At 62.9% G+C, this 13,812-nt stretch carries 14 protein-coding genes and 1 pseudogene; 6 read left to right on the top strand and 9 right to left on the bottom strand.

The genetic code is table 11. The features are described from left to right. Positions 1 to 138: pseudogene (locus VFE81_RS09975) on the top strand (TetR/AcrR family transcriptional regulator); the annotation flags it as partial. Positions 139 to 234: 96 nt separating this feature from the next. Here VFE81_RS09975 and VFE81_RS09970 read toward each other — a convergent pair. Beyond that, on the bottom strand, positions 235 to 447 hold the full coding sequence (locus VFE81_RS09970) for a hypothetical protein (protein WP_325044437.1): 213 nt from the start codon (positions 445 to 447) through the stop codon (positions 235 to 237). 256 nt (positions 448 to 703) lie between these two features. Between VFE81_RS09970 and VFE81_RS09965 the strand changes: the two genes are divergently transcribed. Next, positions 704 to 1,753, top strand: a complete 1,050-nt coding sequence (locus VFE81_RS09965) for a LysR family transcriptional regulator (protein WP_325044436.1) — start codon at positions 704 to 706, stop codon at positions 1,751 to 1,753. Positions 1,754 to 1,844: 91 nt separating this feature from the next. Here the strand turns inward: VFE81_RS09965 and VFE81_RS09960 are convergent, their stop codons facing one another. The 8 genes from VFE81_RS09960 to VFE81_RS09925 form a co-directional block, all read right to left on the bottom strand. Beyond that, on the bottom strand, positions 1,845 to 2,234 hold the full coding sequence (locus VFE81_RS09960; protein WP_325044435.1) for a cupin domain-containing protein: 390 nt from the start codon (positions 2,232 to 2,234) through the stop codon (positions 1,845 to 1,847). Between the two features lie 118 nt (positions 2,235 to 2,352). Further along, positions 2,353 to 3,225 (bottom strand): AraC family transcriptional regulator, encoded by an 873-nt coding sequence (locus VFE81_RS09955; protein ID WP_325044434.1) that lies wholly within the window; start codon positions 3,223 to 3,225, stop codon positions 2,353 to 2,355. Beyond that, entirely contained in the window at positions 3,222 to 3,452 is a 231-nt protein-coding gene (locus tag VFE81_RS09950; RefSeq protein WP_325044433.1) for a DUF2795 domain-containing protein, read from the bottom strand. Before VFE81_RS09950 ends, VFE81_RS09955 begins: the two co-directional genes overlap by 4 nt. A gap of 25 nt (positions 3,453 to 3,477) precedes the next feature. Further along, positions 3,478 to 3,732, bottom strand: a complete 255-nt coding sequence (locus tag VFE81_RS09945; RefSeq protein WP_325044432.1) for a hypothetical protein — start codon at positions 3,730 to 3,732, stop codon at positions 3,478 to 3,480. A 257-nt stretch (positions 3,733 to 3,989) separates the two neighbouring features. Beyond that, positions 3,990 to 5,327 carry a C45 family peptidase gene (locus tag VFE81_RS09940; RefSeq protein WP_325044431.1) on the bottom strand — a complete coding sequence of 446 codons (1,338 nt, stop codon included), beginning with the start codon at positions 5,325 to 5,327 and terminating at the stop codon, positions 3,990 to 3,992. Between the two features lie 334 nt (positions 5,328 to 5,661). After that, on the bottom strand, positions 5,662 to 7,395 hold the full coding sequence (locus VFE81_RS09935; protein ID WP_325044430.1) for a ClcB-like voltage-gated chloride channel protein: 1,734 nt from the start codon (positions 7,393 to 7,395) through the stop codon (positions 5,662 to 5,664). 112 nt (positions 7,396 to 7,507) lie between these two features. After that, on the bottom strand, positions 7,508 to 8,245 hold the full coding sequence (locus VFE81_RS09930; RefSeq protein WP_325044429.1) for a glutathione S-transferase: 738 nt from the start codon (positions 8,243 to 8,245) through the stop codon (positions 7,508 to 7,510). 145 nt (positions 8,246 to 8,390) lie between these two features. After that, complete coding sequence (locus tag VFE81_RS09925; protein ID WP_325044428.1) at positions 8,391 to 9,485, bottom strand: YeiH family protein; 1,095 nt, start codon at positions 9,483 to 9,485, stop codon at positions 8,391 to 8,393. A 120-nt stretch (positions 9,486 to 9,605) separates the two neighbouring features. On the opposite strand from VFE81_RS09925, the gene VFE81_RS09920 reads away from it, so the two are divergent. From VFE81_RS09920 to VFE81_RS09905, 4 genes are all read left to right on the top strand, one after another. Then, positions 9,606 to 10,535 carry a LysR family transcriptional regulator gene (locus tag VFE81_RS09920; protein WP_325044427.1) on the top strand — a complete coding sequence of 310 codons (930 nt, stop codon included), beginning with the start codon at positions 9,606 to 9,608 and terminating at the stop codon, positions 10,533 to 10,535. A gap of 149 nt (positions 10,536 to 10,684) precedes the next feature. Beyond that, entirely contained in the window at positions 10,685 to 11,458 is a 774-nt protein-coding gene (locus VFE81_RS09915; RefSeq protein ID WP_325044426.1) for a sugar phosphate isomerase/epimerase, read from the top strand. Between the two features lie 178 nt (positions 11,459 to 11,636). Continuing rightward, positions 11,637 to 12,623 carry a sugar kinase gene (locus VFE81_RS09910; protein ID WP_325044425.1) on the top strand — a complete coding sequence of 329 codons (987 nt, stop codon included), beginning with the start codon at positions 11,637 to 11,639 and terminating at the stop codon, positions 12,621 to 12,623. A 311-nt stretch (positions 12,624 to 12,934) separates the two neighbouring features. Further along, positions 12,935 to 13,812 (top strand): MFS transporter (locus VFE81_RS09905; RefSeq protein ID WP_325044424.1); only part of this gene is annotated, 878 nt, incomplete at its 3' end.

Raw genomic sequence — 13,812 nt, 5'->3', positions numbered from 1 at the left:
CTGGCGATGGGTTTGATGGGGTTGTGCGACGGTGTGCAATTCTTCCACACGGTCGATCCGCAGAATGTGTCGGCGGAGATGGCTGAAACGGTGCTGGCGGGATTTTTCGCGCGCGCGGTGTTCGGGCGCGACGCGTAGGCGGCGCGGAGGATGCGCGCGGTTAAAGCGCACCGGGCCGCCGCACACGCGGTGCAGCTGGATAAACGATCAGATAGTCTGACGAATACCGACGAATCAGCTCGCCGGCAACTGCGCGCAGGCGTCCGCAACCGGCGTGGCGCAGACGAACGAATACTGCCCGCTGTAGCGCAGGACTTCTTCACCGACATGCAGGACGACCTTGATGTCCGGGCACCGCTCATAAGCGATGAAGGCCGAACAGGCTGCGGCGGACCAGCAAACCAGTGAAAACGCGATTTTTTCGAGAAGCTGAAAACGATGTGGCATAGCGATGTGTTCCTTTCGGGCGCTATATTACCAGCATCTAAGGGTTTATACCTATCTAATATCCGCAATAAGCCTCGCAATAGTGTCGCGAGCGCCTCAGAAACCTGACCGGATTGTCATGTTCAGGTCAGGGTTGGGACATGGTCGGGTCGATACAATCGAATCGTTGGGCAAAGTCCGCGCGCGCCTTGTCGTGCGGGTCGACACAGGCGGCAGCGTTGCGCCGGCCCGGCTTTACCGAGGCAGGAGTCGTCCCATGAATCAATTGCAGTCGATGCGCGTATTCGTCAAGGTGGCCGACCTTGGCAGTTTCGTTCGTGCGGCGGGCGCGCTGGATCTTTCCACTGCCGTCGTCACGCGCCATGTCGCCGATCTGGAAGCACGCCTCGGCACGCGGCTGCTCAATCGCACGACGCGGCGCCTCTCGCTGACAGAATCCGGCACGACCTATCTGGAACGCGTGCGCCACATTCTCGACGACCTGGAAGGCGTCGAGCAGATGGTGGTGGCGCGCAATCACGAACCGGTCGGGACCTTGCGCATTGTCGCGCCGGTGGTGTTCGGGCTGCATAGTCTTGCACCGGTGGTGCAGTCGTACGCCGAGCGTTATCCGGATGTGATGCCTGACGTCACGCTGGCGGATCGCCACGTCGATCTGGTGGACGAGGGCTTCGACGTCGGCATTATGGTCGCGCGGCAGATGCGCAGCGCGAGCATCGTCACGCGGCGTTTGACTACCGGCTATATGACGGTCTGCGCGACGCCCGCCTATCTCGAGCAGCACGGCACACCGACCCGCCCTGAAGATTTGCTGACGCACCCGTGTCTGAGCCGGACTGCTGAGCAGGGCGGCGACGAAAAGGTATTCACCGGACCGGACGGCGAAGTGCGGGTAAGGCCTACCAACGCGATTGCCGCGAACAACACCGAGATGCTGAGGCAGTTCGCCCTGCTGGGCATGGGCGTGGCGATTTTGCCGAGCTATCTGATCGGCCGGGATCTGGCGTCCGGGCGCCTTGTGCCTTTGCTCGGCGATTACCGCCTGCCGCAAGTCGAAATCACGATTGCTTATCCAAGCCGCCTTCATTTGCCGGCCAAGGTGCGCACCTTTATCGATCACCTGGTCGCGCATTTCCAGCGAACCGACGAGCACGCACGCGATTCACATGACCTGATGCCGCGGCGTGCCGTTGTCAGCTCGCCGGTTTATGCCGACGACCTGCCGGTGTCCGCCTTGCCGGGCGACGCGACGCGGCCGAAGCACCCGGTTTCGCGGGCGCGAAGCCTGGCGTCCTCACCGCTCTGACGGGCGTGCGATACGCAGGAGCCTGAAGCACACCTTCGAAACGCAGGGCATCGTCCTGCGCATCTGGGTTATCTTCTTCGGTTGCGATGGCCTAGATCCACACGTCATTCGCCGCAGTGCGTTCGTTGCTTTCTTCGCCGGTGTTCTTCACGCCACGCGGTTCGATCAGCAGCAGCTTGACCTCGCGTTCAGCATACGGCTTGTGCTCCGTGCCTTTGGGCACGACGAACATTTCTCCTGCCGAGAGCTGGACAGACCCGTCGCGCATGTCGATGCGCAACTGCCCGTCGAGCACGATAAACGTTTCGTCGGTGTCGGCGTGTTCGTGCCAGACAAAATCGCCTTCGATGCGCACCAGCTTGAACTGGTAGTCGTTCATTTCCGCGACGACGCGCGGTTGCCATTGGTCGCTGATGAGCTGCAGCTTTTCAGCGAAGTTGATGGCGCGGTGGGGCGGTTGAATCGTTTGATGAGTGGACATCGAGTTGCTCCTCCTGAGCGGTAGGTGTCAGCCACCAGCGTAGGGCGGAAGGCGCTATCGGGTCTTGTACGTTTGTGCGCGCGGCCGCCAGACAGCGGAATAGCCGTCGCGTTGCCGCTTAACGCGCGCCGCGCGTCGACGGCCCCAGCATCCTGAGCCAATGCGCCGGCGCAACGCCCCACGCCCGTTTGAAATGCCGCGTCATATGGCTCTGGTCGGTAAAGCCGGCCGCTGCGGATGCGTCGGCGAGCGACACGCCCTGAACCGCGAGGCGGCGCACGAGATCGAGACGGCGCATGGTCAGATAGCGGTGCGGACTCGTGCCGAACAGCGCACGAAAATCCCGCGACAGACTCCAGCGGTCGCGGCCAGCGGCTGCCGCCAGTTCGTCGAGCGTCACTGCGCTATCGAGCGAGCCAAGCATATATTCGCGCGCCCGCTCCGCCGCGAGGTAATCCACCGGACGGCGCGTTGCCGCCGTACCCGCCACGGCATCGAGCGCGATGGCCAGCTCGTAGAGCGCGTCGTCCTGTTCGAGCGAGTCGATTGCGCAGTCCATTGCGCGCAACAGGCTTTCGGTGGCAGCAAAGAGACGCGGATCGTTCGACAGGCCGCCTTCGAGAAATGGCAGCGGCTTGCCGCCGAGCACCTGCTGGAACAGTGCCGGGTCGACATAGATCATCCGGTAATGAAAGCCGTCGCGGGTGCCGGCCTGGCCGTCGTGGGGTTCATCGGGATGCAGCACCATCGTGCCGCCGGGCAAGCTGTTACGCGTGCTGCCGCGATAGCGGAAGCTCTGCACGCCGGCCAGCGTGCGACCGATTGCATAGGTGTCGTGCCGGTGCATGGCATAACCGGCATGATGAAAGAAGGCTTCGATTCGCTCGATGCCGCTCGTGCCACCCGAATGTGGCGAGCGTTGGATCCAGTCGGCAGCGGGTTTCAGATCGGAGGAAAGCGCGTTCAGCGTCAGGACCGGCTTTCCCGTCATGCCCCGAGACCCGGCCCGTAATTGCCGCTAACCAGGCGCGTCACCGACGCCACGTCGGCGTAATCTTGCTCCGGCAAACCGTCGAGCATCGACAGGACTTCGTTGCTTGCACCGGCTTCGCGCGCGAAGTCGACTAGCGCGTCCTTGTAAGTCGGGAAACTGACTTCGCGCAAAACGTCGGCGATCTGCAGATCAATCGATTCGCCGGGAATAGCCGATGCGGTCATGCAAGCGCTCCGAGGGAGAGTGTTTTCAGGTCTGCAAGTGTTCGTTCTGACCCGTGAAGCTTCGCTCCAGATGTCGCGACTTGGGCAATGCGATGTATTGCCATTGTTGCGGACGATTCTGATCCGTGACAGCGACGTCCGGCGCGGCAGGGGCGACGGGTGCGGCGTCGGCGCGTTCGGCAACGCTATTGGCTGCAGTGCTGTCCGTCGCAGTATGAACCGGCGCGGCAAAACACGAGGCTGACAGCGTCACCATGGTCAACAGTGTCGAGGTTTTCATCGCCCGACCTCCTAAGCTCAGCGGCGCTAACAGTTGAGCAAACGCTGTGCCGTCCCCGCGTCGAAGGGAGGGCGCAACCTGCACGCGGCGTTGCGCTATGCGGGCAGCGTGCATTTACCATCTTAGATGGCAATCCGCTGCGGCGCGCGCGCAAAAGAGACAAAACCTCATTTAGGTTTCACATGATGGCAGGAAAAAGGCAACGCGGTCGCGAACGGTCGTGCCGCGTTTATATTGCGCTGCAATAAATGTCTCGTCTAGCGCAGCACATCGAACCGCGTCCACGGCCACGACGGCCGGTCGCGCATATAGCCGTTGAGCCAGTTCCACTGCGGATGGCGCTTCATGAACGCCTGCGCGTCGAATGGGCGGCCGCACGGATGCCCCCAGCGGGCGGTGAACGCCATATTGCGCGCCATGTCGCTGTCGACCACTTTGCCGTCGTTGGCGCCCCACGGATTGAACGGCCCCTGATCGGAACCGCCGAAGCGCGCGTCGTCCAGTTCCAGATGCCCGCAGATGGTGCGCGAGCACGGGTTATCGTTGCGGTCGAGATAGACGTCGTGATGATCGGCGATCATCTCTTTCGCGAGTTCGACGTCGATCTTGCCGTGATGCATTTCTTCGAGCTGCATGAAGCGCAACCGGCGCGCGCCGTTCTTGCGGACGTCCGTATAGTCTTCGCCTTCGCCGATACATTCCTGGTTGCGGATCTTCAGATCGGTCGCGGTGTTGTAGCCGCTATAGAAACCGTCTTTCGTGCTTTCGAAGCCGGAATAGTGCAACCCCAGTTCGTAGCGCGCGATCTCGCCCGTTTTGGTGTCACCGAGCAGCCAGCTGTTCGCATAGCCGCCGTTATTGGCGACCGCGAACATCTCGCACCATTCGCCGATGTTGTTCGCATACTGCGAGGCGCGCCGTGAGCGATAGAACTCCGGTGCGCCCGCTGCGTTGTAGCCGACAAAGTTGGAGATGGTGGTTTCGGTGACCATCAGGCCGGCTTGGGTGACCCAGAAATCGGTCAGGCTGGAGATGCAGCCGGGCAGGCCTTGCATCAGGATGCGGTTGCCGCGATCCGGCACGATGTCGAATACCACATTGAACGCGTCGCCCGCGGCGTACCGGTCCCACGAGTTGTGCGCCATCACGATGCGGCCGTCCCGGGTGGCATTGCCGGTGGCGATGAACGCGCTGCAGTGATGGCCGCGGCGCCCGCGCCACGGCTTCAGGCCGAGCTGTGGTTGCTGGGCCGCCGCGTGGCTCGGCCACCAGCTTTGCAGCAGATCCATGTAACCGTTCCACGCCAGCACTTCGGCGAACGGCAGCTTCGCGCCGTCGGCGATGCCCTGGATTTCGTCGGCAAATTCAGTGTCGAGTTTGTTGGCGAACTGGGCGACGGCGGCGTCGACGAAGGTATCGAAATCTTCGCCGGTATCCCATTTCGCAAGATAGCGGGCAGTGTGGATCGCGTTCTGGATTTCAGTGGCGAGCAACTGGCCGTGCTGTTCGCCACGATCGTAGGGCTCGCCTTCGATATGCAGAAAAATCCAGCCCGCCTGGTCGCGGCGTACGGCGTCGAGGGACGGTTCGCTCATCTTCGCTCCGATCGAAGGGCGGGCGTCTCGGTGCGCCCGTCTTGGCGTAACGCTCGCTGCTTGCAATCGCTGCAGCGGTCTCCTCATTGTAGAGAATCTGCCGCGCTTTGCACGGACTGGGAAGGACATGTAGGGAGCCGCCGCGCCGTGCCGCCTGGGCTTGATGAACGGTCCAGCGATCAAGCGACTCGGTGCCTGAAAGCCTGAAAGCCTGAAAGCCTGAAAGCCTGAAAGCCCGAAAGCCTGAACGCCTGAACGCCTGAACGCCTGAACGCCTGAACGCCCGAAAGCCCGAAAGCCCGAAAGCCCGAAAGCCCGAAAGCCCCAGCCCCGCCTAGCGCGTCGGATTCATGCGGAAATACGCATCGAGCAGCGATGTCTTGTACACCACCCCCGCCAGCTTCGGATCCGCAGTGCTTTCGACTACCGGCAACCGCTCCCCCTGGAACGCCAAGAAGTGCTGCAACGCAACGCCGAGCGGCATATCCGGCGTGAGCACATCGAAATGCGGCTGCAGATAATCCGCGGCCGTTTTCGTAGAGGTATCGCGCTTGTCGAGCAGATCGGAGGTGATGTCCTTGAGCGCGACCACGCCGAGAAACGCGCCGGACTCGTTGGCGACGTACAGATACTTCACCGGATATTCGAGGAACACGCGCGTCATATCCTGCACGGTCGCATTCGGTGGCACGACGGTTTCGGCGGGACGGATCAGCTCGCGCATCTGCGTGGCGCGCAGACGGCTGCGCTCCTGCTCCTCCTGGTTGCGGCGCAGTGTGATTTCGTACATCGACGTCTTGCCGATCGCGCGCGACACGAAATACGCGACCACACATGACAGCATCAGCGGCAGCACGACCTGATAGCTGAGGGTCATTTCGAAGATCATCAGGATCGCCATCAGCGGTGCCTGGGTGGCGCCGGCGAGAAACGCGCCCATGCCGACCATCGCATAGGCGAACGGCGCCGAGGTGCCGTGCGGCCACAACGCGTGCATGCCAAGGCCGAACAGCGAGCCGACTACCGCGCCGACGAAAAGCGTCGGCGTGAATACCCCGCCGATCGCGCCCGACCCCACGGTCGCCGACGTCGCGACGATCTTGAACACCAGCACGAGGACGAGTGCGGTCCATGTCCACGGTGAATGCAGAATGGAGTTGACGACGCTGTAGCCGTTGCCCCACACCTCGGGCGTCCACACCGACAGAATACCGACGATCAGACCGCCTAAAGCCAGCCGGATGGGCAGCGGCAGGGGCAGCTTGCGAAAGTTTGCTTTCGAAAAGTCCATCAGCCGCAGAAACTGCGGCGCGGCCGCGCCGCATAGCAATCCGAGTGCGACGAACAGCAGAACTTCAGCACCCGCCACCGGCGGAAACACGGGCATTTCGTATGGCGGCTTGTAGCTGGTGAACTCGCGCATCGTGATGTTGGCGACCACCGCCGAAACCACCACGGGGCCGAAGCTTTCCATCACGATCGAGCCGAGCACGATTTCAGTGACAAAAAACGCACCGGCAATCGGCGCACTGTACGCGGCGGTAATCCCGGCTGCGGCGCCGCATGCGACGAGCAGGCGCAGACGCGGCGGATCGAAATGCACCCAGCGGCCGATCAGCGACGCAGCCAGTGCCGCCAGTTGCACCATCGGCCCTTCGCGGCCAATCGAGCCGCCGCTCGAAATCGTGAACAGCGACGACACGCTGCGCCAGAAGCTCAGCTTGACCGGCACCACGCCATCGCCGATCGCGACCGCTTCCATGTAGTCGATGTGATTGCCCTTGTCGAGGTGACGCTGCGCGATCAGCAGAAAGAAGCCGGCGATCAGGCCGCCCGCGGCGGGCAACCACACACGCACCGTCCACGGCAAGCCGCGCGCCATTTCGACGAAACTGCCGGACTTGCCGACAGCCGCCAGTTGTAGCAACGCGATGCCCTCGCGAAAGGCAATCGTCGCGAACGCCCCCGCGACGCCGACCACCACCGACCAGACCAGCATCGTATGGGCGTCGGACAGACGAAACAGGGTTTGGGCGCGGGTGCGCAGCTTCAGCAGGAATGAAAGCACGTCGGCAGTAGAGAGCGTGATGGGTGGAAGAAATGTGCGTACGGTAACAGCATCGCGCCCGCTGTCGGAAGCGGGCGCGATGCGGAGGGTGCGCGAAGGAGAGCGGCGTGGGTCAAGTCCCCGCCTTGTCGAGTTCCGGGTAGTGCCGGAAGACGCAGGCCTCGTTATGTTCGATGCGCCGGTCGGACTGGAGATACGCGGCGATGTTCGGCCGCTCGATCACCGCGTCGTGCAGCGCCGCGAGGCGCGGATAGTGTTCGCCGAAACGCTTGAGCGCGCGCGGAAACGCGTACAGCAGACCGTCGATCAGCTGGAACATCGACAAGTCGACGTAAGTGAGCGCATCGCCCACCATGAACTTATCGCCGGCCGGGTTCTGTTTCAGCACGCGCTCGAAGTACGTCATGAACTTCGGAATCCGGTTGTCGATGAAGTCGTGCGCGCGCACTTTGGCGGCGTCTTTCTGGTCTTCATAATATAGGGCGCTAGCTAGCGGATGATGCGTGTCGTGCGCTTCGGTCACCATATCGGCGATCGTCAGTTGCAGGCCGTTGGCGACGTAGCGCAGGCTTTCAGCCGAGGGCGCGAGATTGAGCTTCGGGCCGAGGTAGAGCAGGATGTTGGCGGTCTGCGCGATCACCAGATCGCCGTCCTTCAGAAACGGTGGCGCGAACGGCGGGTAGGGCTCGTCGCGGCTCTTCATCACCGTCATCATCGCGCCCGTACCCAAGCCGTCTGATGGCTCGCCGCGCGCCACTTCCACATAATCCGCGCCGGCTTCCTCCAGCGCCAGCCGCACGAATTCGCCGCGGCCCTGCAGGCCGTCCCAATAGTAAAGTTCCAGGCTCATCGATCGATCCTCATTCCGGTTGCATGAACGGGTTTGCATGAACGGGTGACGTCGGCAACCAGTATGCCGCGCATGCGTGACCGATGGTTCTCCTGAACGCACAAAACCCCGCACGCGGCGGGGGTGGTGGGAAGGCGAGGGCGCTTTAGCCGAGCAGGTGCTGGACGGTCCATGTGATACCCAGTCCGCCGGCGACCAACCAGACATACAGAATGAAGCCGGTGGTCAGCGCGCGGGGTCCGGCCTGGCGGATCTGCGCGATGCGGGTTTCGATACCGAGCGCGGTCATGGCCATGGTGAGCGCGAAGGTGTCGAGCATGTTCAGCGTGCTGGTCGCGTTTTCGGGCAGGACGTGCAGCGAGTTGATCACGACGAAGGCAAGGAAGCCGAGCGCGAACCAGGGAATCGCCAGCTTGCGCGGAGCGTGTTGCTTGCCGTCTTCGGCCGTTGCTGCGGCGTTGCGTGCCGAGCGGTTCACCCACATGCCGACGATCAGCAGCACCGGCACCAGCAGCATGACACGGGTCATCTTGACAATGGTCGCGATATGGGTCGCTTCGGGGCTTACATTGCTCGCCGCGCCTACCACCTGCGCCACTTCATGAATCGTGCCGCCGAAGAACAGGCCCGCGCCAACCGTGTCGAGATGCAGCCAGCCCGCTTTGTACAGCACCGGGTAGAGGAACATCGAGAGGGTGCCGAACAGCACTACGCTGCCCACGGCCATTGCGCTCTTATGCGGCCTCGATTGCAGCGTCGACTCGAACGCGAGCACCGCAGCCGCACCGCAGATCGCGCTGCCTGCCGCCGTGAGCAGGGCCGTGTCGCGGTCGAGCTTCATGATCTTCATGCCGGCCCATGTGCCGATCAACAGCGTGCTGGCGACGACCAGGACCGATTCAGCGAGTCCGGGCAAGCCGACCTGGGCGATTTCCTGCAGGCTGACGCGCAGCCCGAAAAACGCCACCGCGATGCGCAGAAGCTTGCGCGCCGAGAAGTTGACGCCGGCCGCCCAGCTTTCGGGCATGCCGTCGCGCAGCGCGTTGCCGTAAATGGCGCCTGCCACGATGCCGACGATCAGCGGGCTCAGACCCAAACCGGCGATGGCCGGAATCGCAGCGATGCGCGTCACGGCTGCGGCAAACAGCGCAACGAACAGAATGCCGTTGAGCTGGCCGCGGGTGGATGATCCCGAAGATCCGGCGGGTGTGGCAGAAGCAGTGAGATGAGCGGTGGGCATGGCGTAGCGCCTTCCTATGACTGTCTTGATTCGATAGGCCTAATCCTAAATTAGATAGATCGATATGAAAAATCATGATTTAGAATGTAAGGTATCGGCTCTACTGATACTTCGACTACCATGACCCCGGATCAACTTATAACGTTTGCCGCCGTCGCGGAACATCGCAACATCAGCCGGGCGGCTGTGGCGCTGCATTTATCGCAGCCGGCGGTGTCCGGCCAATTGCGGCAATTACAGGACGAATTCGGCGAGCCCCTTTATCTGCGCGATGGCCGCGGTGTGCGCCTCACACCCGCCGGCGAGCAACTCGCCAGCTATGCCACGCGGCTGCGCGATACGTGGCGGCAGGCACATGCGTACCGCGACGCGCTGCGCGGCCTTGAGCAGGGCACCTTGCGCATCGGCGCAAGCACGACGCCCGCGAGCTATCTGCTGCCGTACCTGATCGCCGACTTTCATCGCCGCTATCCTGACGTGACGCTGCATACGGCCGACGGCAACACCTCGGACATCGTCGGTGCGCTGGGCTCGGTGGATATCGCCATGATCGAAGGGCCGGTCGGCGCGGATTTGCCGCCGGACACCGCGGTGCATGCGTGGCGTGAGGACGAGATCGTCGCAATCATGCCGCGCACCCATCCGCTCGCGCAGGCGGGCGGTGCGGGCGAGCCGGGTATGGCGGACGGGCTGCGTATCAATGGCGGGCGGGCAGAGCTGGCGGCATTCGGGCCGTATCCGCTGGTGTTGCGCGAAGCCGGGTCGGGCGTGCGGCAGATCGTCGAACGGGCCTTTGCCCGGGCGGGTGTGCCAATGCGCGTGGCGCTGGAGATTGCCGGCGTCGAAGGCGTCAAGGAGGCGGTGCGGGCAGGAATGGGCGTCGGTTTCGTCTCGGCGATGTCGATGCGGCACGAGGACGGCGCGCTGTGCCGGTTCTCGTTGAGCCCCGAGCCGCTGACGCGGCGGCTGTCGATTCTGGTGCCCCACGCGAGTGCGCCGTCGCGGGTCGTCGAGCAGTTCCTCGCGTTATGTCTCGCGGACGGGGCTTGATCGGGCTCTCCTGGGGATTTCCACTATGGTGCATGGCGACTGGCTCGGCGCACTATTCGGTCATCCAAGGCGCTTCGGCGCTTTTTTTCGAAACGTGTTTGGAACCGGTTCCAAATGCCGATCAAGAGACAGATTTGAGTAAATTCGACATGGCTGACGTAGTTGACGTGGTGATCGTCGCAAGCGCATTCGGGATGGACGCGGTTCGCACGTGCGGTCATCTGAAATGGGCCGATGCGAGCAGGCAGGCTGGCGCGGCGGCGTTCGAAGTGCGCCGCGAACTGTTCGCCGACGAAGCCGATGCCGCACTGCAGGCATTGAGCGCGCTCGGCAAGTCGATCGCCGAACTGGGCCTGTGGTCGGTGTATTCGACTCCTGCATCGCTGTACACGTCCGACGGACACCTCGACGCCGACGCACTGCGGCTCGCGCTTGACGAAGCGACGGCGCTCGGCGCGCGCTTCGTGAAGCTGCAACTCGGCGGATTCGCCGCCGAGGCCAGTGGCGCGGCGATTGCTGATCAGATGAGCGGTGCGAACCTGCGGCTTGTCGTCGAAAACGGCCAGCTGGCCGAGGGCGGCTCGCTCGCGCAGTTTGTCGGCCTGTTCGACGCGTTGGAGCGTGAAGGCCACGCCGGCGTCCTCGGCATGACCTTCGACATCGGCAACTGGGCATGGCGCGATGTCGCGCCGCTCGATGCGGCAGGACCGCTGGCTGCGCACGTCGAATACATCCATTGCAAGACGACGGTGGGCGAGGGCACACGACGCTTTGCCGCCGCGCCGGCCGCGGGCGACACGCAGTTCGCCGCGGTGCTCGACAAGCTGCCGCGCCACGTGCCGCGCGGCATTGAGTTTCCGTTCGATGCGAACCGTATCGATGCGGACGCGGCGCACTACGTCGCGTGGCTGGCCGCCGCGTAAGCGGCGCGTAGGACCTGAGAGAGCGGTAGAAAAAAACGCCCGGCAACTAGCGCGTGTGGAGAAGTGCACGCGGTACGGGCGGCAGCATACGCAGCGAAGCGCAAGCAAGGCAGCACACGCAAAAACAGGCAGCAAACAGAAACGCGCAGAAACACGCAGAAACACGCAGGAGCGAAGGATGAGCAACACAACCGCAGCAGCACTCGACATCATCACCTACGGCGAAGCGATGGCCATGTTCGTGGCCGCCGAACCCGGCGCGCTCGCCGGCGTCGGGCAATTCACCAAGCGCGTCGCGGGCGCCGATCTGAATGTGGCGATCGGCCTCTCGCGACTGGGTTTCAAGGTGGGCTGGATGAGCCGGGTCGGCAACGATTCGTTCGGTCAGTACGTGCGCGACACGCTGACGAAAGAAGGTATCGATCAGCGCTGCGTCACCACCGACGAGCGCTACCCGACCGGTTTCCAGCTGAAGTCGAAGAACGACGACGGCAGCGATCCAGCCATCGAGTACTTCCGCAAAGGGTCGGCGGCGAGCTACCTGTCGTTGGCCGACTACGCGGCCGATTATGTGCTGCCCGCGCGCCATCTCCATCTGACGGGCGTGGCGCCGGCAATCTCCGCGAGCTCGCGCGAACTCGCGTTCCATCTGGCGCGTGAAATGCGTGCCGCCGGCAAAACTATTTCGTTCGATCCGAATCTGCGCCCGACGCTGTGGCCGTCACGCGCCGCGATGATCGAAGGTTTGAACGCGCTCGCTGCATTGGCTGACTGGGTGCTGCCCGGCATCGGCGAAGGCGAGATCCTGACCGGCTATACGCAACCGGACGACATCGCAAAATTTTATCTCGACCAGGGCGCGCGCGGCGTGATCATCAAGCTCGGCGCGCAAGGCGCGTACTTCCGCACCGCCGACGATGCCGCCGTGATCGCCGGCCAACCGGTTGCGAAGGTGGTGGACACGGTCGGCGCGGGCGATGGTTTCGCCGTCGGCGTGGTCAGCGCGCTGCTCGAAGGCAAGCCGTTCGCGCAAGCGGTCGCGCGCGGCAACCGCATCGGTGCACTGGCGATCCAGGTGATCGGCGATTCGGAAGGCCTGCCGAGCCGTGCCGAACTCGACGCACTCGAACGCGCCGATGTGCCGCGCGTTGCAAGCGCGGCCTGAGTGCGCGGTTGTAACGCACAACGACGCATCCAGCGCATTCAGCTATTCAGCACTAGCTAGCGCAACAATAGCAAGAGCGCTCGAACAGCGCCCCATGACAGCCCATCATTGTTTCGGGAAGCCGTTAGCAATTATCTTGTATGGGACCAGAGTAGTAAGTGCTTTGCATGTCGACAGCTAAAGCACCAACTCTGGTCGACCGCTTTGCATGGGACCCGAGTAAGTGCTTTGCATGGGACCCGAGTAAGCGCTAAAGCGCTAACTCGGGTCGACAGCTAAAGCGCTAACTCGGGTCGACAAAGGAGACTCCTATGACTTCATCGCTCGCGATTCGCCGCTGGTGGACGATCATGCCGATCGTATTCATCACGTACAGCCTCGCTTATCTCGACCGCGCGAACTTCGGTTTCGCATCGGCCGCCGGCATCAACCAGGATCTCGGCATCAGCAAAGGGCTGTCGTCGCTGATCGGCGCGTTGTTCTTTCTCGGCTATTTCTTCTTCCAGATTCCCGGTGCAATTTACGCGGAACGCCGCAGCGTGAAGAAGCTCGTGTTCTGGAGCCTGGTCCTGTGGGGCGGCTGCGCGTCGCTGACCGGCATGGTCAGCAATATTCCCTCGCTGATGGTGATTCGCTTCGTGCTCGGTGTGGTCGAAGCCGCGGTCATGCCGGCGATGCTGATTTTCATCAGCAACTGGTTCACGAAGAGCGAGCGCTCACGGGCCAACACCTTCCTGATTCTCGGCAATCCGGTGACGGTGCTGTGGATGTCGGTGGTGTCGGGCTATCTGGTGCATTCGTTCGGCTGGCGTCACATGTTCATCGCCGAAGGCGCGCCCGCGATCATCTGGGCGGTGTGCTGGTGGTTCATCGTGCAGGACAAGCCGCAGCAGGTGTCGTGGCTCACGCAGCAGCAAAAGGACGACCTCGCCGAAACCTTGCGCGCCGAACAGGCCGCGATCAAGCCGATGCGTAACTACAGCGAAGCGTTCCGCACGCCCGCTGTGATCAAGCTGTGCGCGCAGTATTTTTGCTGGAGCATCGGCGTGTATGGTTTCGTGCTGTGGCTGCCGTCGATCCTGAAGAACGGTTCGACGCTCGGCATGGTCGAAACCGGCTGGCTCTCGGCGCTGCCTTATCTTGCTGCCACCATCGCGATGCTTGCGGCTTCGTGGGCATCGGATAAACT

It is taken from the genome of Paraburkholderia sp. (assembly GCF_035656215.1).
In the GTDB taxonomy this organism is placed as follows: Bacteria; Pseudomonadota; Gammaproteobacteria; order Burkholderiales; family Burkholderiaceae; genus Paraburkholderia.
The sequence above is the reverse complement of the archived record's forward strand: the minus strand, read 5'-3'. Positions and strand labels throughout refer to the sequence as shown.

What these genes read in the sequence shown, in the direction of transcription:
- VFE81_RS09920 (WP_325044427.1), top strand. Translation starts at nt 9,606, where the DNA reads ATGACCCCGGATCAACTTATAACGTTTGCCGCCGTCGCGGAACATCGC.
- VFE81_RS09970 (WP_325044437.1), bottom strand. Translation starts at nt 447, where the DNA reads ATGCCACATCGTTTTCAGCTTCTCGAAAAAATCGCGTTTTCACTGGTT.
- VFE81_RS09965 (WP_325044436.1), top strand. Translation starts at nt 704, where the DNA reads ATGAATCAATTGCAGTCGATGCGCGTATTCGTCAAGGTGGCCGACCTT.
- VFE81_RS09955 (WP_325044434.1), bottom strand. Translation starts at nt 3,225, where the DNA reads ATGACGGGAAAGCCGGTCCTGACGCTGAACGCGCTTTCCTCCGATCTG.
- VFE81_RS09910 (WP_325044425.1), top strand. Translation starts at nt 11,637, where the DNA reads ATGAGCAACACAACCGCAGCAGCACTCGACATCATCACCTACGGCGAA.
- VFE81_RS09930 (WP_325044429.1), bottom strand. Translation starts at nt 8,245, where the DNA reads ATGAGCCTGGAACTTTACTATTGGGACGGCCTGCAGGGCCGCGGCGAA.
- VFE81_RS09960 (WP_325044435.1), bottom strand. Translation starts at nt 2,234, where the DNA reads ATGTCCACTCATCAAACGATTCAACCGCCCCACCGCGCCATCAACTTC.
- VFE81_RS09950 (WP_325044433.1), bottom strand. Translation starts at nt 3,452, where the DNA reads ATGACCGCATCGGCTATTCCCGGCGAATCGATTGATCTGCAGATCGCC.
- VFE81_RS09940 (WP_325044431.1), bottom strand. Translation starts at nt 5,327, where the DNA reads ATGAGCGAACCGTCCCTCGACGCCGTACGCCGCGACCAGGCGGGCTGG.
- VFE81_RS09945 (WP_325044432.1), bottom strand. Translation starts at nt 3,732, where the DNA reads ATGAAAACCTCGACACTGTTGACCATGGTGACGCTGTCAGCCTCGTGT.
- VFE81_RS09915 (WP_325044426.1), top strand. Translation starts at nt 10,685, where the DNA reads ATGGCTGACGTAGTTGACGTGGTGATCGTCGCAAGCGCATTCGGGATG.
- VFE81_RS09925 (WP_325044428.1), bottom strand. Translation starts at nt 9,485, where the DNA reads ATGCCCACCGCTCATCTCACTGCTTCTGCCACACCCGCCGGATCTTCG.